Below are 16,954 nucleotides of genomic sequence, written 5' to 3'. Positions count from 1 at the left end.
TTTCCGATTTTTTTCAAGAAACCGCTTGATTTCTCCCTATTGAAATTGTACTCTAGTAAAAAGCTTGAACAGGAGTAATGTCAAATGAAAGTAGCGAAATTCGGAGGCAGTTCCCTTGCCTCAGCCGAACAAGTCGAAAAAGTTGTTGCGATAATTGAAAGTGATCCTAAAAGACGGTTTGTTGTTGTTTCAGCGCCTGGTAAGCGTTCCAGCGACGATCAGAAAGTCACCGATCTGTTACTAGCAGTCTGTACCCGTCTGTCTGCCCAAGAAGAAATCACTGATTTAATCGAAGAAATCTATGCCCGCTATACAGCGATCGCCGCCCCCTTTGGTATCGAACAAGTCCATTTAGACCGCATCTGGCAATCATTGGCGGCTTTTCAAACACTGCCTACTCAAGACAATCCGCATCTTTATGATACGGTTTTGGCAAGCGGCGAAGACAACAATGCCAAATTGATCGCAGGGATTTTACAAAGCCGTGGATTAGCTGCTCGCTACATGAATCCACAAGAACTTGGGTTGCTGGTGACGGATGAACCCCAAAACGCCCGTATCTTGAACAAATCGTACGCTAAGATCGCACAATGGCGCGATAGTCCTGAAATCTTAGTGATTCCTGGCTTCTTTGGTTACACAGAAGCCGGCGAAATCTGTACCTTCTCTCGAGGGGGATCTGATATTTCTGGTGCCATCGTGGCGGCTGGTCTGCAAGTAGAATTGTACGAAAACTTTACCGATGTCGATGGGATTTTTTCTGCTCATCCAGGCTACGTTCATCATCCAGAGTCCATCAAAGAAGTGACTTACCGAGAAATGCGGGAGCTGTCTTATGCCGGCTTTACTGTTTTGCACGATGAGGCGTTGATGCCTTCATACCATGCGAAAATTCCCGTGGTGATCAAAAACACCAATAACCCAAGTCATCCCGGCACCTTGATCACCAACCAAAGAGACAATTTGGATCAGCCGGTGATCGGCGTTGCCAGTGACGAAGGCTTTTGTATGATCTATATCCGCAAATACTTGATGAACCGCGAAGTTGGGTTCACGTTACGGGTCTTAGAGATTTTCCGGGAATTTGATTTAAATTATGAACACATGCCTTCAGGAATCGATGATATCTCGATCATTATGCGCTCCAACCAGTTGAATCCAGTATTGGAAGAAGAACTGCTGCGCAAGATCGCCTACGAGATCGATCCCGATGAACTGCGAATGACCCACGATCTATCCATGGTCGTCGTCGTTGGTGAAGGGATGCGTCAAAGAGTCGGGATCACTGCCGACAGTACCGCTGCCCTTGCGCGAAAAAATATCAACTTAGAGATGATCAACCAGGGGTCCTCTGAGGTCAGCATCATGTTCGGCATCCACAAAGAACAAGAAAAAGCCGCTGTCAGAACCCTTTACTACACTTTCTTTGATTAAACCAAACGTGCCAGTTGCACCACTCCTTTTGCTGATAAGCAATCGGAACGGGCAACTGGCACGTTTCTTTATTATTCTGACGATTCTTGGGCTTGCGCTTGTTTTTGTGCCAATTGGCGTTTGATTTCTGCCTTGATTCGCGGTTCAGGAGCAAACCGTTCTTCCCAATCGCTAGGCTTCATGACTTTGTGGGTCTCAGGATCATAATGGGGCTGCCCATCTGGAAAAAGTTTCCCCATGTTGGCGTCATGAACGATAGCCAGGATCGGCGCTGGATCGACCCCTACCAGTGAAAAAGAGCCATAGGTAAAATACAGCAGATCACAGAGCGCATCGACTTGTTCTACTAGAGAATCACTGACAGGCTGTTGTTTGGCAGCCAGCTTGGCTTGGGCTTGATCAATTGCTTGATGCAAATGGGTCACCCCTGCTTGAAAGGTCTCTTCGTCATTGTTGCTGGCAGCATAAAGGAACTCAACTAATTCTTCAATTTTAAAACCAGCACGATACTGGGCTTTTTCCGCTGAAAAAGCTTGTGGATATGGCGGTCGTGTTGGATCAAAGGTTTTATGAAACTCTTCCGTCATTTCAAATGGACTCATTTCTCTCGCTTCTTTCTGCTTTTTCTAATGGTTCTGTTTCATGGTTCTGCGCTGTCTCCTACGTTGCTTCATGGATTGGCTACACCTTGTTTATTTTTTTTAATTCAATCCCTTGCTTGGGCATCCTCGACAATGATCCCAAAATGGATCAAGGCTTTCTTGATGCCGTCATGATCGTTGGTGTCCGTCACAAAGTCAGCACTGGCTTTGGTGATGGGCTGGGCATTGCCCATCGCAACCCCGATCCCCACACCTTCTAACATTTCCACATCATTAAAATGATCCCCAAAGGCCATCGCTTCTTCCATCGCGATCCCTTCATAGGCCAAAAATTCTTTGATCCCTTTGATTTTCGAACCGTTTTTCGGCACGATATCAACAGAATAGGCATTGGATCGCTTAAAATCACATTGCGGCAGCTTGGAGCGTAATTTTTCGCGCTCTGATTCAGGGCTCAGCATAATGCACTGATAGATTGGCTCTCGTAAAATGTCCAATGATTCATAACGTTTGGCGTTGCGATTGGGACTGAAGCGCTGCAAGACTTTCTTTAAAAAGCCGACGGGAAATTTTTTCGGTACATAGCGCAAATAGCGCTGCATGACGGGTGATTGGCTTAAACGGATCGTCAAGCTGCCAGCCACTTGCGTTTCTCCGCCAAACATGACTTGACGATAATTTTCATCGGCGTATTCTACGATCGCTTCCAGCGTTTGTTTTGGAAAAGGTTTGGCATAAATCAAGGTTTCCTTCGTGTAAACATATTGGCCGTTATAGGTGATAAACATGTCTAACGACAAGTAATCGATCACCTTCTCTAAATCAACCGGACCACGTCCGGTGGCAATGCCGCAGAGGACGCCATTGGCTTGGGCTTGTTTGATGGCTTCACGGGTACTGGCAAGCGCCTTGCCGTTACTGGCAATCAGTGTGCCATCAATATCAAAAAAGATTGCTTTTATCATATGACTCCTCAAAATAATTTCAACTGATTAGGATTTAATGCTTCGTAATCGATCTGCAGCGCATCGATCAATGCACGAGCATTGTCAGCGGCATCACGACCGGCATTATTATTGAAGACCACTGCGACTTCTTTGGCATTGGCTTCGATGGCTTGAATCGCTTGTTTTAACTCCGTTAGTTCGGCTTGGTCATAGCGATACAAGGTCCGCAGATTTTTGGCATCTGGCCCCGTCGCTGTCCAGCCGCTGTCGTTGCGTCCATGAAAACGGCACAGGACAAACGCAGGATTGGTCACGGTTGGATCAAGGGGAATCGTGGTCGATAGCTTTTTCGGCTGATCAACGACTACTAAGGAAAACTGTTTTCGCTTCATATAATCGATCATTCCCGGATACAGTTTCGGCTGATACCAGCTGCTGTCTCTCAGCTCAATCGCCACTGGGTAACCCGCAAACCATTCTCGCACTTGATCTAAATAGGCGACATTTTCTTTCGTACATTTAAAGCTGTTGGGAAATTGCGCCAATAGGCAAAACAGTTTGCCCGCTTCTACCATTGGCGCGATCGCTTCTTTATAAAGCTGCAGCGCTTCGGTCATGGTCAACTGATCTGGCAAATCCCCTTGGGTGGTCACACTTTGATGGACTTTCAACACAAAGCGGAAATTTTCGGGAATCTGGGTCAACCAATTGCGCACGTCTTTTTCTTTTGGCAAAAAATGATAGGTGGTATCCAGCTCAACTAACGGAAAATAACGGGCATACTCAAATAATTTCGAGTTTTTTCTTTGCACGAGACTGCCATGTTCACTAAATGTGGTACAACCAATTCGAATCATTTTTTCCCATCGCTCCTTGTTTTCTTATTTTAATAGTATACAATAGTTTTGAGTTAAGAGTAAATAAATCATTGCAGGTGATGAAAAAATGAAACGAATTCTCGTGTTGCACACTGGCGGCACCATCGCCATGAAAGAAGATACCCTGACAGGCGGCGTCAGCCCCGATGTCAGCAATCCGCTGATGGATGCACCGATCCACATTGATGACGATGTTGAATTGATCGTCGAAGACATTTTTAATATTCCTAGTCCTCATATGACGCCAAAAGAAATGCTGCAACTGAAAGAACGTATCCAGCTGGCGCATTTAAGCGGTGTCGATGGGGTCGTGATCACTCACGGAACCGATACGCTGGAAGAAACGGCCTTCTTTTTAGATACCACGATCGGCGGTCAGTTACCGATCGTGGTGACTGGTGCCATGCGCTCAAGTAATGAAATCGGCAGTGACGGGCTTTATAACTTTGAAAGTGCGATTCGGGTCGCCAAGTCCCCCGATGCCATAGGAAAAGGTGTCTTAGTCGTCATGAACGATGAGATCCATTCCGCACGTTATGTTACGAAAACCCACACCACCAATATTGCGACGTTCCGCACCCCGACATTAGGTCCGATCGGCTTAGTCACAAAGCACCGAATCTTGTTTATGCAAGAGCTGTTAAATAACCGCCATTTGGATGTTGATCGTGTCGATGGTTTGTTTCCGATCGTCAAAGCCTATGCTGGGATGACCGGGGAATTGTTCGATGCTTTAGCCGACTCGCTGATCGATGGATTAGTGATCGAAGCTTTAGGCGCTGGCAATCTGCCGCCGCAAACCATTGAGCCTTTGAAAAAACTGATTGCTAGAAACATTCCGGTCGTCTTAGTTTCTCGCTGCTTCAACGGAGTTGCCGAGCCGGTCTATGACTACTTAGGCGGCGGGATCGAATTGCAAGCTCTTGGGGTGATTTTCTGCAATAGCATCAATAGCCAAAAAGCCCGCATCAAATTGTTGATAGCGAAAAACCGTGGATTGACCATGGATGAGCTACCTGATTTCATGGAGAATTGACCAAACAAAAACCCTTTTGCCATTCCGTTAACGGAGGCAAAAGGGTTGTTTTATTTTTCTCGCCAAGTAAACACGGCTTCGCAGTAAGTATCCTCACCGATCTTGATCTCGTGGATCGTTTGCAGCGGCACAGCCTCGCCGGCTTCATCGACTGTCTTTTCATTGATTTGAAAATGGCTTTCGATCAAATGGCCGTAAGCAACTTCCCGATCAAAGCGGATCGTCACTTGTGTCACTTCATGTTTTGTTAAAAACTCATAGCCTAAGACGTCCATCAGCCAATTGAAATACATGGCGTTGTTGACATGCTGATTGCTATCGATATCGTAGAAACGCACCCGATACGGCAAAAATTGTCCTTGTGTGATAGGGGTGATCTTCGGATAGCGTTTGATTCGCTTAATTTTTTCACTGCCAAAAGGCACCACGATCTCATCCGGAACACTGCTGACTTTGCGCGTCTCCGGGTCCATCAACGCAAAAACCGCTTCGATTTTGACCAATTCCGTTCCGTCTTCTGCCAATAACCAAAAGTAACGGTAGCAGAAAAACTTATTGTATTCTCTCGCCTGGGTCGCCACTTGGATCTGCTCCCCTACGCGCGGCAAACGAGTTACCGTTATGTGATAGCTGGTAATGATCCAGGTCAAGCCATAACTAGCGATGACTTCCGGTCCGCGGTTTAACGTCGCACTTTGTTCTTCTGATGTCTTGATGGCGATGCCTAGCATGGCTGGAAACGTCATCGTTTGGTTGACATCACATTCATAATACGCCACTTCATGCGTGGTTTGATACTTTGCTGCCATAGTTCTAATTGCCTCCTAAAAACGACTCAATATTTCATCGACAGTTGGTCCATAACTTTCGCCAAATTGATTCAAATGGACCAATAAATAATACAATTGATACACTGGCAGTCGCTCTTTCCAATTCTCATCTAATGGATAGACTTCTTGATAGCCTTCCAAAAATTCCTGACGAAAACCGCCGAAAAGCTGGGACATCGCAATATCCATCTCTCGATCCCCATAGGCGACTGCCGCATCAAGAAACACTGGTTCTCCTTGTTGATCGAACAGCACATTCCCCCGCCAAAAATCACCGTGTAATAAAGCAGGTGTGACGCTGCGATCACGCCAATTCTCATGCAAAAATTCTTTCAAACGCAGATAAGCGGCTTCCCGTTTGGCATGCCAGTGATTACCCAGCTTCGCTAATTCGACTTGCACATCCAAACGGCAGACTGTGTAAAAATCAAGCCAATCGGTGGTTTTCGGATTGACTTGCGGCAAAAAGCCGATGTAATTGTCTTCGTAAAAACCAAAAGTCTCCTGCGTCTGCTGATGAAGCCGAGCCAAGCTTTGGCCTAAGCGCCGCTGCTGTCCTTCCCCACTATCGATCCATTCCATCAATAAAAACGCCCCCTCTTCGGTCTGACCGAGACGTTCGATTTTTGGCACCCGCACGAAAGGAGCTAATTCAGCTAAGCCGTTGATTTCTGCTTGAAAGAACATCGATGAAACATGAGGATGGGTCTTTAAAAAATAGCGATTTTCTGCTGTCGTGAAACGATACGTTTGATTGACATCCCCACCACTGATGGGCGTTAGCGAGCCGGTCATCCCGATTGCTGCGAACAATGCTTCCTCCATACGGATCTCCCTTTCTTTACTCAGTCAGTTGGGCAGTCAAGTACGCTTGTTCCTCTTTCGTCACCCCTAGTCCTTGCAGAAGATACTGATCGACCGAACCGAAATGCTGATCGATTGCAGCCAAACTTTCCTCAAGAAAACTCTCTTTGGCACTCATCAAAACCGTGATCGCCGTTAACAGCTCTTGCGGCAAATGCTGGGTCATTGGGGCAAATTTTTCTTTTAGCATTGGGGCTAGATAGCGATTGGTCGCTAAATAATCTTCTTTGATCGTCGCTGGTGCCACCGCCAACACATGCAGCAATAAAAAGGCGCCAAAGCCTGTGCGATCTTTGCCGGCGGTACAGTGGAACAAGGTTGCTCCTTCGCCTTCCGCATTGTCGATCACATGATCAAAGAACTGCCGATATTGTTGGCGGGCATAGTCGCTTTCAACAAAGTGACGGTAGACTTTTTTCATCTGCTCTTCGGCATCTTCCCCATCTTCCAAGCGCTGCTTCAAGCTTTCTGGCGACAAGGAAACCATCGTTTCGTCTTCTTTGAAAATAGGTAAAAAAAGCTGCTTTGCTGTGGCGATCGGTCGATCAGGCTGTGCATTGGCTTCAGCGATGGAGCGAAAATCAATGACCTGATTGACCCCATAGTTTGCCAGTACTGCTTGATCTGAAGCAGTCAATTCATTGATCGCCGCACTGCGGATCAATTTTTTTCGTTTGATCGTCGTGCCGTTTGTCGTTTGATAGCCGCCAAGTTCTCTGACGTTTGCTGCTCGTTCTAGTTGAATCAATTGTGTCATTGCTTATCCCTCCCGCGATGTTCTAGTTAAAAGTATAGCAGAAACTTCGCTATTAAGGGCACTGAAACCTAGATTTTTCTATGAGCTGAGCTTTAACGGACAAAAAAAAGAAAGACCACACGCAGTCTTTCTTTGCTTTCGCTTGTTAAAAAATGTTTCTATTCGGTTTCGATCACGGCGGCAGAATCATCTAAGATCGAACGATCCAGTTCGTTGATACGGCTGCTGGTCACCATTCCCGCAACCATACTGTCGCTGACATTAACGAGTGTCCGTGCCATATCGATCAATGGTTCAACAGAAATAACTAAGCCTACGATGGCGATCGGCAAGTTCATTGAGCCTAAGACGATCAATGAAGCAAAGGTTGCGCCACCGCCGACACCGGCAACGCCGAATGAGCTGATTGTAACAACGGCAACTAACAGCAGGATAAACTGCCAATCAAAGACATTGATCCCAACCGTTGGTGCAACGATCGTTGCCAACATCGCTGGATAAACACCCGCACAGCCGTTTTGACCAATCGATAACCCAAAGCTGCCTGCAAAGTTAGCCGTGGCTTCATCAACACCTAACGCTTTGGTTTGGGTTTCGATGTTCAATGGCAAGGCACCCGCACTTGAACGAGAAGTAAAGGCGAAGCTCAAGACTGGAAAGGCCTTTTTGAAATACGTTACTGGATTGACCCGAACAGCGATCAGCAATAATGAATGAACGAGTAAGACCAAAATCAAAGCGGCATAAGAAGCGATGATAAATTTTCCTAAGTTCAAGATGGCTTCAAAATCACTTGAAGCTAATACGTTTGTCATCAATGCCAAAACGCCATAAGGTGTCAGGCGCAAAACTAACGTGACGATACGCATCACGATTTTATATAAGCTGTCCATCAAATTCGCAAAAGTTTCCGCTTCTTTCGGTGATTTGCGTTTGACACCAAGAAAGGCGATCCCAACAAAGGCTGAGAAAATCACGACCCCGATCGTACTTGTCGAACGAGTACCAGCAAAGTCGGCGAAGACATTACTTGGGATGAAAGAAACGATTTGTTGTGGGATCGATAGATCTTGGACTTGTGTCGAACGTTCCGCTAATTCTGCGATCCGCGCTGTTTCCGTTGCCCCTTCGGTAAAGCTGGCACCGTCAAGACCAAAGACCATGACCATCACGATCCCGATCAAGGCAGCGATCGCCGTTGTCCCTAGCAAAGTCGCAAGAACCGTAAAACTGATCTTCTTGATTTTTTCGCTTTCTTTCATCTTAGTGAAAGCGCCAACGATCGAAACGAAGATCAAGGGCATGATCAGCATTTGCAAGAGGGCCACATAGCCGCTACCGACCATCGTGATCCAGTCAAGAGCTTGCGTGACAACATCAGAGCCTGTCCCAAAAATCAGCTGTAGCACACCACCAAAAACGATCCCGACGAACAACGCCGCAAAGACCCGCGTTGAAAACTTCAGGTGACGCTTTTGCAATAAGTAGAACCCATAAATAAGGGCAGCAAAAAGTAGAACAACAATAATAGTTAACAGATTTGTCATTTGAATCCTCCTTTTGTTCAATAAACATGACAAAGTCTGTCAGAGGAAGTAAAGGTTCCCAGTGACCATTCTTCAACAGTTCACTCTAATGAGACGTGTGGCATCATTAGTGACTATTCCATTTTAAAGAAGTTTGCTTCATCTTACAATAAATAAGTTCCCACTTTTCTGGGATGGTACCGCTTTTTTGTCAGTAAATAAAAAAAGAACCGTTGCCACACTCCCATGCTGCTAGGATTTCTGCTTTCCTAACGGTTGGATTGCGGCAACTGGTTCGTTATTTTTTCATTTCGTCTTTTTGAAAAATTTCAGAAAATATTCAGGCAATCATTAGAAATTGCTGACTTACGCCAAAGCGCCCATTGGATCCCAAGGTGCTAAGACCGTTGGTTCTGCTTCAAAGGCAGCCAATTGTTCTGCTGTCAGGAATTCTTTGCGAACCACGATTTGATAGGTGTATTCATCCATCCATGCATCGCTCATGACGAAGAAGCCATTCGTTCCGACTTTTTCACCCCAGCTGTTTTCGACTTTCCATTTGGTTGATTCGCCGTCGATCAAGTCAACGCCAGTCAAGACCATCGCATGGGTCATTAAGCTTTCGCCAAAATCTAAGCGTTCTGCTTTGGTCATCGTAAAGTCGATATCAAATAAGTCGTTGATATCATAGGCATCTAATGCCATGATCCCAGTATCTCTGGTAGAAGATTGACCGACATCACAACCGAACCACACGGACTCCCCTTGTTCCAATTGAGCAATCGCTAATTTTTTGAAGGTCGGCATATCGACGTTCAAGTATTTGACTTCTTTGCCGCCAACCACGTTGCCTAGCATTTCTACGGTATACGATTGATTGTAAGGTTTGTCGGCAGTTGGTGCGTTGATGATACTGACATAATCGTCAAGATCCACCCCGACATATTTTTCATAAAAGCTTTGTGGTGTTAAGTTGCGATCAATGTGATAGTTTTTGTCTTCATCACGGTATTCAAAATCAAAGGTTTCTGGCGGTGTGCCTAAAGAAGTCGCTAAGAAACGATAAATGTCTTCCAACATCGCTTCTTTGGCTGTTTGGATGTCTTCAGCTGTTTTGCCTTCAGCCACTAGCTGACGCAAAGCAACCGCATCTTTACGCAGTTTTTTGTTCAAGTAATTGTTTAGGTCACGAGAATTGGAAGAGTTGCTGCTTTCTGGCATGACCGTTTTTGGTACGACACCATATTTTTGGAAAATCGAAACGATCATGTCCCATTGCCCACCATCTTGTTGTGGTGTTTGCAATAAGAAAGCAACTTTGCGACTTGTTAAAGGTTCGTTAGCAGTTGCTAAAATATTTTCATAGAAATAGTTGGCTTTTTCGTATTTGTCCCAAAAGAAGGTATGGTTTTGCGACAATTCAAATTCTTTTAAATTGAAATCATTCAGCATCTTATGACGGAATGTATTCAATGCGGCAAACATCCAGCAGCGGCCTGATTGTTTTTGGTTTGAGACTTTCCCTGTTGTCACATCGACTGAGAAAACCGGCACATTGTTGACTTTTGCTGACACGTTTTCTGCAGAAGCGGTGATCCCATTTTTCACAACACTCCGTTGCAGTGCCGTTTGTTTATTATTTTCTTGATACGCTTGCGCAAAGGCAGCGGTGGTCTTTTTTGAAATTTCTGACATATTTCTTCATCCTTTCACTTTCCGTTCCTTCCATTTTACGCCTCTGCCTCTCAAATAACAACCGCTCCTAGAAAAATGAAAAAATCATCTTTCTAAGAGCGGTTGCTCGTATCAAGGATTTAAAGGGTTAGCATCAAAAGCAAAAAGCCAAGTAAAACAAAGGATAGTCCGCGTTCAAATCGTGCATACAGGAAGCGGATCGGGCGGCTAGCTAGCAAGATCGTCAGTAAAACACTGGCTAACACCAACGTCACAAAGCCTAATACCGACAGATTCAAGTCGGTGATGGCTAATGCCCGCAAGCCCTTGATGAAGATCCCCTGTAAAAGATAGACCAGCAGTGTGTTTTTGCCCCACTTCGTAAAAAATAGGTGCTCTCTGGGCACGAGGCTCAGAAAACCGATGATCCCCATCAGCCCGATCACGAAAAAGACCGCACGCAAGGGACCGCCGAACAACGGATAGCTCAAGTAATCGTCATAAGGCTTGGAACCAAAAACCATGTACTTGTTCATCCCATGAAAAAACGCGATAAAGGTGTAGATGATCGGTAGGAAAAGCAAACTGATGGTTCGAATCTTTGGTTTCAATAAAAAGCGCATCTCATTTTTGGGAAAATAAAACCCGATAATGAAAAACGGCAAAAAGACAAAGGTCCGCTGCAAGGTCAACACTTGATTTAAAAACGGCACGTAGCCAGCAAAGATGCTCAAGCCAATACTCAGCAGGATCGCCTGCTTTTTGGACATTTTTTGAAAGATCAACAGCGAGAGCTGCCAAAAGAACATGCTAAGCAAAAACCAAAGTGCCCATTGCGGATTCAACAGTTGGATTTTTAGCGACTCCCGTAGACCGATCAACCAGTAATAGACGGTGTAAAACACCTGAAAGAAGACATAAGGCAGCAAGAACTTTTTCATCAACTCACGAAGCTTGTGTCCCTTCGTCAACGGTTTGGCAAAGTACCCAGCCAGAAAAACAAAAGCTGGCATGTGGAAAGTGAAGATAAAATAATATAGGTCATGATAAAACTTCTGATCGCCGATAAAAGGCTGCAGCAAGTGACTGAAGACGACCAAGATCATCAGTAAAAATTTTGCATTATCAAAGTAAGCCGTTCTTTGCGATTGGCTCATAAAAAGTTCCTCCTCTAAGTTGTATCTGTCAAAGGATACCTGATCCATGAAACAGAACTGTAACAAGCTATTTACTTTTTTCTAACGATTCTTGTTCATTTGATTACCAGTTGCTATTTTGTATAGTTTGTATTAATATATATAATACAAAGGAGCTGTTTTCGATGATATTTGATATTCAAACCCAAAGCAACCAACCCATCTACCAGCAGTTGCGGGAACAGATCATTGTCGGTATCGCAAAAGGCGATTTGGCCGCTGGCGAATTGCTGCCATCCGTCCGTCAATTAGCCGAAGAGATCGGCATCAATACCATGACGATCTCAAAAGCCTACAATTCCCTCAAAGAAGAAGGCTTGTTAGTCACAGATCGCCGCAAAGGAACCGCCGTTGCCGCGCCACCACCGTTTACTTCCGGACAAGAAGCGGAGTATCGCCAAAACTTACAGCTACAGCTAGCAACCGCTCTCTTACACGGCAAAAGCAAGCAAGCGCTTTTAACGGATGTTCAACAACTTCTGGACCAATTTCCTGAAAGGAATGAATGCAAATGACTTATCTTTTTTTCATTATTGCCCTCGTCCTCTGTGGGACGACCGCCTTTGGTTTACGCTTGATCAGTAAACCCCACAAAAATGTTTTACTCGAAAATACCCTTGCCCCTGAGCATCTGGATGATCCTAGCGTCCACAGCTTGATCACAGAATTTCGCAAGCGTATCTTACAAATCGTTGGTACATTTAGTGTAGCAAGTCTCCTTTTTTTGTTCAATTTATCTGACTCCATCATCCTTACCCTGTTCTGGCTTTATATGGCCGCTTTGCTGGGGACAGCTTACTTGGTGCAAGTACATTACATCGGAAAAATGCGGCAATTGATCCTTACCAATGGATGGGAACTACCCATCGATCCGATTCGGATCGATACGAAACTCGTTCAAACCAAAAATAAGCGGATGCTGCCGTGGTATAGCCTCGTTCCAGCGGGGATTTTGTTGATGATCAGTTTGTACCAAGCATGGCAGTTGCCTGATCTTTCTACAGGATACTTGATGGGCGGTGTCTCCTTAGCAATTTTTGCGCTGTTCCTCTATCTCTGGGTGATCATCAGCCGCTTACCCGTTCGCGGGATCAGCGGCAATTCAACTATCGATCAACACATCAATGATTTAACAAAGCGTTATTGGTCCTTAATGATCGCCGTGACTTGCACCATTACGCTGCTCTTGTTGACTGTCCCGCTGGCGTCCATGTCCGCTACCGGAGCATTCAGTACTATCCTCTTAGTGCTCTTTGTTGTTTTGGTGGTTTTCTTGATCGTCTTTACCTTCTTCTTATTGCTTGATCTGCGTAAAAAACAAGATCAGCTCTTAGAACCAGCAGCACAACCGCGCTATTATGGCGAAGATGCTTACTGGCGATATGGTTTTTACATCAATCCTAATGATGCGCGTCTGTTCGTTCCTGACCGTGTTGGGATGAATATCGGCATCAATTTAGGCAAACGCAGCGGACAAATCGTCGCAGGCATCACCGCGGTCTTCTTACTTGTGTTAATGATCGGGACCATCATTCCGATGTATCGCTTAGATTTTACTGCTGATGCGATCACTGGTGAAGTGCAAGGACAAGAAGTCACCTTCGATGCACCAATGACCGGGAAAACTACGGTCTCTTTGGCAGATATAGAGACAGTGGAATTGATCGAAACATTGCCGTCTCCTCGTGTTCGTACCATGGGTGTAGGAACCGCCAGTTACCAAATCGGTCAGTTTACCGTTGCCGGCAAACCTGCCAGAATGTTTGTCGACACGAAGGTGACGCCCATTTTAAAAGTCACTACTAACGATGGCCCAACTGTTTTTTACACAAATAAAAAAGCCGCCGAAACGACGGATTTATACGAGGAACTATTACAGAAGATTTCCTCAGCGGAGTGAGTGTTCTGGAGAAAAAACTGGGCAACCCATTATCCCCAGGCTATCGACAACCAACAAAAGAACGGACTCTTTCCAACAAAAAAACGACCTTCCGAAACGAAGGTCGTTTTTGATACTCCGGCAGTAGGACTCGAACCTACGACATCATGATTAACAGTCATGCGCTACTACCAACTGAGCTATGCCGGAAGAATCTATCTGTACTATACCAAATAGTCAGATAATTTAGCAAGAGCAAAAATCAATTTTTTGATCCTTTTTTTCAAGAAAATCCCCTTTTAGAAACTTCCCTTCCCGCAAAGCGTTTTTCTCAAGAAATATCCGAAAATCTCATTGACAAAGTAGCGCCTTTACGGTATTCTATATCTTGTGTTAAATAACACGCCGCTTTAGCTCAGTTGGTAGAGCGCATCCATGGTAAGGATGAGGTCGACGGTTCAAGCCCGTCAAGTGGCTTTGGTAGGACAACGTTTGTCGAACGTTGTCTTTTTTTGTACATCTCATTCCCAATATATAGCGATAATTTCTAAAGTTAACAATTCGTATTGCCTCTAATTACTTGCGATATACAAAAGAAATAAGATCGTAAAACCCAATAGTACGAAAGATACAACTGCTTTCACCATTCTCGCTGCATCTTTAAATTTGAACAAGAGCGTATAAAGATTAATAAAGTAAATGATCGACAGGACTGCTTCTTGCGAATATTCCTTCACTTGGATCAAGCCTAACCATATACTCAGCAAAAGAATCGAAAAAACAACCAAATAGTTTTCTGCAACACGCTTCATTTCATTCTCCTTTCCAATGATAGACACTTGCAACCAGCTGAATCATGGAAACTCAGTAAATTATCAGCCCCTCTCTCCAATACTTTTCCTACATCCTTTGCTTATTAAAAGTGTAACAAACTATTTTTTCTAACGGTCAACCTAGTTCAATTTACATAAATATTTTTTTGATAAAACGACGAAAAGACGTTTTCAATCGTTACTCACAGCTCCATTTTAGGCACTTCTTTTTTACAACAAAAAACCTGCTCTCCTAAAGCCAAGAGAGCGGGTTTTTCAACTAAACTGAATTTTTTTGAAAGGAGATGCCTTATGCTGACTTAAAAAATAACATATTTTTTCCGTTTGATTCAACTTCTTACTTCACGACCAGCACCGTACATTTCGAATGATTAACGACATAATCGGTGGTTGAGCCCACGACAGCTCGAGTCAATGTACCTTTGCCAGTTGCACCGATAACGATCAAATCAATTGGATACAATTCAGTCGCTGCATGAATGATAAAACGCTTTGGGTCACCGACTTCAACGATCACCTCAACATCTTCTACCCCATGCTGATTGGCATCATAGATTTTTTTCAACATGTCCGTTTCCACACGCAATTTTTCTTGGTCAAAAATTTTTGCAAAAGCATAGGCACTTGTGGATAACTCAGCATTGTTGATAACAGAGAGGACATACAATTTGGCTTTGTTCCTACGACAAATCGCGAGTGCTTCTTGGAACGCTTTTTCTGACTGATCCGACCCATCTAAGGCAACAAGTACATTTTGAGAATTACGTAACATCCAAATCGCCTCCTTTTCTTTATTTTACCACAAAAAATGGAAGCGTTACAAAAAAGGACGAGGTCTACTCTTAAGAGACCTAAAACTTCCTTTAAGATTTGTGAAGGTCCTTACTTGATTCCGCAATTATGCAGTAAAATAAGGAGAACAATGATTCGAGGTGAAAGAAATGCGCTCTTTTTTCCATGCTGCAGTCACTGTGCTCTTGTACTTAGGGCTTTTCTTGCTGATAATCGGTATTATCGCCTTTTTCTTGCTAAAACTTTAAGCTTGGCTTGTGGAAAAGCAAGTTGCTGTCACATCCCTAAGAGGAGTGATACACTTGGTTTATCAACAATTATCGAAACGAAACAGCTTGTTGCTCATTCGTTTCAAAAAGGAGATCATGCATAATGGACTTACATATTACCCCTAGTGCCGTTGCTCGCTTTCCAGAAGGACACGACTTATATATTCTGACGAGTAATGACGGATCGAACCAATTTTCTTCAGCAGCTGGATGCTGTATGATCGGCGAACGTTTTTTGATCACACCGATCGACGAACCGTTAGACCCATACAATGAGTTAGTCTCAAGCAATCAGTTTACTTTTTTTACATCAACCTATGATCAAATGTTCTTGTCTGGTCATCTAATTCTAGATGTTCACCCAACTTCAGGAACCTTGATTTTGAAAAACGAAAGCGGCTATTTGGATACCAATCTTTTATTGGAAGCCTCTCCGCAGTTGAAGCAAACGAATGTGTAACAAAAGAGCTGACAAACGCCTTGTAAGGTGCTTGTCAGCTCTTTTTCTCTATACGGAATGGGAAATCAACGAAAGAAGTTCTTGTGTCTCAGCGGCTAGAGCGATTGCACCAGCATCAAGCAATTCTTCTCGTGACCCAAAACCATATAAAACACCGATTGCCGGTAACTGGTTTTCTTTTGCACCTAAAATATCATGCTCACGGTCGCCGATCATGATGGCTTCCTGCGCTTTTTGCTCCTTTTCGATCTCAGTAAGTGCGTAGCGGATAACCGCCGCTTTTTCCCCACGTTTATTCTCAAGATCCGCCCCATAGATTCCTTTGAAATAGCCATCATACTTGAGATGGGTCAGGATCTCTTTTGCAAAAACTTCTGGTTTCGACGTAGCGATATACAAATCGTGATCCTGCGCCAGCTCCTGCAATGTTTCTTCAATGAACGGATATGGTTGTACTTGAAACATCCCCGCTTGACGATAATTTTCCCGGTAGAAGGCAACGGCTTGCTGGGCAGCAGCTTCATCTAAGCCCAAGCCACGGAAGGATGCAATCAAAGGTGGCCCCACAAAGCTTCGCAGTATGTCTTGCGCTAATTGCTCTTTTCCCATTTTTTCCATCGCATATTGAATCGATCCATAGATTCCTTCACTCGAATCAATGATCGTTCCATCTAAATCAAAAAGTACTTTCTTTCTCACGCCATCGTCTCCTTTTCTAATAGTATAGAAAAAAACAGCAGGACAAGCAACACTTCTTCCTTTTCGTTCTGATCTCATCTAAATAAAAAAGACGCTGCCCCATCAAAGGCAACGTCTTTATTTTTGTCATTTTATGTAAAAAAAAAAGATAGCAGATGCTATCAAGCAACTCCGGCAGTAGGACTCGAACCTACGACATCATGATTAACAGTCATGCGCTACTACCAACTGAGCTATGCCGGAAAAATTGAAATGCGTGGCGACGTCCTACTCTCACA

General features: G+C 44.3%; 17 protein-coding genes, 3 tRNA genes and 1 rRNA gene (1 of these 21 cut by a window edge). 6 read left to right on the top strand and 15 right to left on the bottom strand.

Annotated features, from left to right (window positions below):
- Positions 1-84 precede the first annotated feature (84 nt).
- A complete protein-coding gene (locus IGJ01_RS03325) occupies positions 85-1,434 on the top strand; it encodes an aspartate kinase (protein WP_016611695.1) in 1,350 nt (449 codons plus the stop codon).
- Positions 1,435-1,505: 71 nt separating this feature from the next.
- Here the strand turns inward: IGJ01_RS03325 and IGJ01_RS03320 are convergent, their stop codons facing one another.
- The 3 genes from IGJ01_RS03320 to IGJ01_RS03310 all read right to left on the bottom strand — a co-directional run bounded on the left by IGJ01_RS03320 (position 1,506) and on the right by IGJ01_RS03310 (position 3,840).
- The gene (locus IGJ01_RS03320) at positions 1,506-2,036 is read right to left on the bottom strand and encodes an HAD family hydrolase (RefSeq protein WP_430601402.1); all 531 of its coding nucleotides are present in this window, start codon (positions 2,034-2,036) and stop codon (positions 1,506-1,508) included.
- Between the two features lie 104 nt (positions 2,037-2,140).
- The gene (locus tag IGJ01_RS03315; protein ID WP_144330672.1) at positions 2,141-3,001 is read right to left on the bottom strand and encodes a Cof-type HAD-IIB family hydrolase; all 861 of its coding nucleotides are present in this window, start codon (positions 2,999-3,001) and stop codon (positions 2,141-2,143) included.
- Between the two features lie 8 nt (positions 3,002-3,009).
- Entirely contained in the window at positions 3,010-3,840 is an 831-nt protein-coding gene (locus tag IGJ01_RS03310; RefSeq protein WP_008377017.1) for a DUF72 domain-containing protein, read from the bottom strand.
- Between the two features lie 88 nt (positions 3,841-3,928).
- Here IGJ01_RS03310 and IGJ01_RS03305 point away from each other — a divergent pair, with 88 nt between their 5' ends.
- Complete coding sequence (locus IGJ01_RS03305) at positions 3,929-4,897, top strand: asparaginase (RefSeq protein WP_005237533.1); 969 nt, start codon at positions 3,929-3,931, stop codon at positions 4,895-4,897.
- A gap of 50 nt (positions 4,898-4,947) precedes the next feature.
- Here IGJ01_RS03305 and IGJ01_RS03300 read toward each other — a convergent pair whose 3' ends face one another.
- The 6 genes from IGJ01_RS03300 to IGJ01_RS03275 all read right to left on the bottom strand — a co-directional run bounded on the left by IGJ01_RS03300 (position 4,948) and on the right by IGJ01_RS03275 (position 11,705).
- On the bottom strand, positions 4,948-5,706 hold the full coding sequence (locus IGJ01_RS03300; protein WP_430601401.1) for an acyl-ACP thioesterase domain-containing protein: 759 nt from the start codon (positions 5,704-5,706) through the stop codon (positions 4,948-4,950).
- A 15-nt stretch (positions 5,707-5,721) separates the two neighbouring features.
- The gene (locus IGJ01_RS03295) at positions 5,722-6,552 is read right to left on the bottom strand and encodes a fructosamine kinase family protein (protein WP_194199758.1); all 831 of its coding nucleotides are present in this window, start codon (positions 6,550-6,552) and stop codon (positions 5,722-5,724) included.
- 16 nt (positions 6,553-6,568) lie between these two features.
- On the bottom strand, positions 6,569-7,348 hold the full coding sequence (locus IGJ01_RS03290; RefSeq protein ID WP_005237536.1) for a tyrosine-protein phosphatase: 780 nt from the start codon (positions 7,346-7,348) through the stop codon (positions 6,569-6,571).
- 158 nt (positions 7,349-7,506) lie between these two features.
- Positions 7,507-8,895, bottom strand: coding sequence for an L-cystine transporter (locus tag IGJ01_RS03285; RefSeq protein WP_221693376.1), 1,389 nt, complete (start codon positions 8,893-8,895; stop codon positions 7,507-7,509).
- A gap of 345 nt (positions 8,896-9,240) precedes the next feature.
- Entirely contained in the window at positions 9,241-10,569 is a 1,329-nt protein-coding gene (locus tag IGJ01_RS03280; protein WP_008377008.1) for an aminopeptidase C, read from the bottom strand.
- Positions 10,570-10,688: 119 nt separating this feature from the next.
- A complete protein-coding gene (locus tag IGJ01_RS03275; RefSeq protein WP_008377006.1) occupies positions 10,689-11,705 on the bottom strand; it encodes an acyltransferase family protein in 1,017 nt (338 codons plus the stop codon).
- Between the two features lie 164 nt (positions 11,706-11,869).
- Here IGJ01_RS03275 and IGJ01_RS03270 point away from each other — a divergent pair, with 164 nt between their 5' ends.
- Together IGJ01_RS03270 and IGJ01_RS03265 are read left to right on the top strand one after the other, a co-directional pair.
- Positions 11,870-12,259 carry a GntR family transcriptional regulator gene (locus IGJ01_RS03270; protein WP_005237540.1) on the top strand — a complete coding sequence of 130 codons (390 nt, stop codon included), beginning with the start codon at positions 11,870-11,872 and terminating at the stop codon, positions 12,257-12,259.
- Positions 12,256-13,644: a hypothetical protein gene (locus tag IGJ01_RS03265; RefSeq protein WP_430601400.1), complete on the top strand. Its 1,389-nt coding sequence runs from the start codon at positions 12,256-12,258 to the stop codon at positions 13,642-13,644. Before IGJ01_RS03270 ends, IGJ01_RS03265 begins: the two co-directional genes overlap by 4 nt.
- Positions 13,645-13,759: 115 nt before the next feature.
- On the opposite strand, the gene IGJ01_RS03260 is transcribed toward IGJ01_RS03265, so the two are convergent.
- Positions 13,760-13,833 (bottom strand) — tRNA-Asn (locus tag IGJ01_RS03260).
- Positions 13,834-14,027: 194 nt separating this feature from the next.
- Here IGJ01_RS03260 and IGJ01_RS03255 point away from each other — a divergent pair.
- Positions 14,028-14,100: transfer RNA gene (locus tag IGJ01_RS03255), tRNA-Thr, on the top strand.
- A 95-nt stretch (positions 14,101-14,195) separates the two neighbouring features.
- On the opposite strand, the gene IGJ01_RS03250 is transcribed toward IGJ01_RS03255, so the two are convergent.
- A complete protein-coding gene (locus tag IGJ01_RS03250; protein ID WP_034878778.1) occupies positions 14,196-14,435 on the bottom strand; it encodes a hypothetical protein in 240 nt (79 codons plus the stop codon).
- Between the two features lie 358 nt (positions 14,436-14,793).
- Positions 14,794-15,228 carry a universal stress protein gene (locus IGJ01_RS03245; protein WP_005237544.1) on the bottom strand — a complete coding sequence of 145 codons (435 nt, stop codon included), beginning with the start codon at positions 15,226-15,228 and terminating at the stop codon, positions 14,794-14,796.
- Between the two features lie 392 nt (positions 15,229-15,620).
- On the opposite strand from IGJ01_RS03245, the gene IGJ01_RS03240 reads away from it, so the two are divergent.
- On the top strand, positions 15,621-15,977 hold the full coding sequence (locus IGJ01_RS03240; protein WP_430601399.1) for an iron-sulfur cluster biosynthesis family protein: 357 nt from the start codon (positions 15,621-15,623) through the stop codon (positions 15,975-15,977).
- Positions 15,978-16,025: 48 nt separating this feature from the next.
- Here IGJ01_RS03240 and IGJ01_RS03235 read toward each other — a convergent pair whose 3' ends face one another.
- The 3 genes from IGJ01_RS03235 to rrf form a co-directional block, all read right to left on the bottom strand.
- A complete protein-coding gene (locus IGJ01_RS03235; protein WP_008376993.1) occupies positions 16,026-16,676 on the bottom strand; it encodes an HAD hydrolase-like protein in 651 nt (216 codons plus the stop codon).
- Between the two features lie 169 nt (positions 16,677-16,845).
- A tRNA-Asn gene (locus IGJ01_RS03230) sits at positions 16,846-16,919 on the bottom strand.
- A gap of 11 nt (positions 16,920-16,930) precedes the next feature.
- Positions 16,931-16,954 (bottom strand): 5S ribosomal RNA (gene rrf, locus IGJ01_RS03225); it runs 92 nt beyond the window's last position.

The sequence above is a fragment of the Enterococcus sp. AZ089 genome, from assembly GCF_050547225.1.
Classification (GTDB): Bacteria; Bacillota; Bacilli; order Lactobacillales; family Enterococcaceae; genus Enterococcus_D; species Enterococcus_D entomosocium.
This window is presented reverse-complemented; position numbering and strand designations above follow the sequence as displayed.

Excerpts from the sequence above, each read along its gene's own strand:
- IGJ01_RS03315 (WP_144330672.1), bottom strand. The coding sequence starts at position 3,001 with ATGATAAAAGCAATCTTTTTTGATATTGATGGCACACTGATTGCCAGT.
- IGJ01_RS03285 (WP_221693376.1), bottom strand. The coding sequence starts at position 8,895 with ATGACAAATCTGTTAACTATTATTGTTGTTCTACTTTTTGCTGCCCTT.
- IGJ01_RS03320 (WP_430601402.1), bottom strand. The coding sequence starts at position 2,036 with ATGAGTCCATTTGAAATGACGGAAGAGTTTCATAAAACCTTTGATCCA.
- IGJ01_RS03300 (WP_430601401.1), bottom strand. The coding sequence starts at position 5,706 with ATGGCAGCAAAGTATCAAACCACGCATGAAGTGGCGTATTATGAATGT.
- IGJ01_RS03270 (WP_005237540.1), top strand. The coding sequence starts at position 11,870 with ATGATATTTGATATTCAAACCCAAAGCAACCAACCCATCTACCAGCAG.
- IGJ01_RS03305 (WP_005237533.1), top strand. The coding sequence starts at position 3,929 with ATGAAACGAATTCTCGTGTTGCACACTGGCGGCACCATCGCCATGAAA.
- IGJ01_RS03240 (WP_430601399.1), top strand. The coding sequence starts at position 15,621 with ATGGACTTACATATTACCCCTAGTGCCGTTGCTCGCTTTCCAGAAGGA.
- IGJ01_RS03280 (WP_008377008.1), bottom strand. The coding sequence starts at position 10,569 with ATGTCAGAAATTTCAAAAAAGACCACCGCTGCCTTTGCGCAAGCGTAT.
- IGJ01_RS03275 (WP_008377006.1), bottom strand. The coding sequence starts at position 11,705 with ATGAGCCAATCGCAAAGAACGGCTTACTTTGATAATGCAAAATTTTTA.
- IGJ01_RS03325 (WP_016611695.1), top strand. The coding sequence starts at position 85 with ATGAAAGTAGCGAAATTCGGAGGCAGTTCCCTTGCCTCAGCCGAACAA.
- IGJ01_RS03245 (WP_005237544.1), bottom strand. The coding sequence starts at position 15,228 with ATGTTACGTAATTCTCAAAATGTACTTGTTGCCTTAGATGGGTCGGAT.
- IGJ01_RS03295 (WP_194199758.1), bottom strand. The coding sequence starts at position 6,552 with ATGGAGGAAGCATTGTTCGCAGCAATCGGGATGACCGGCTCGCTAACG.
- IGJ01_RS03290 (WP_005237536.1), bottom strand. The coding sequence starts at position 7,348 with ATGACACAATTGATTCAACTAGAACGAGCAGCAAACGTCAGAGAACTT.
- IGJ01_RS03250 (WP_034878778.1), bottom strand. The coding sequence starts at position 14,435 with ATGAAGCGTGTTGCAGAAAACTATTTGGTTGTTTTTTCGATTCTTTTG.
- IGJ01_RS03310 (WP_008377017.1), bottom strand. The coding sequence starts at position 3,840 with ATGATTCGAATTGGTTGTACCACATTTAGTGAACATGGCAGTCTCGTG.
- IGJ01_RS03265 (WP_430601400.1), top strand. The coding sequence starts at position 12,256 with ATGACTTATCTTTTTTTCATTATTGCCCTCGTCCTCTGTGGGACGACC.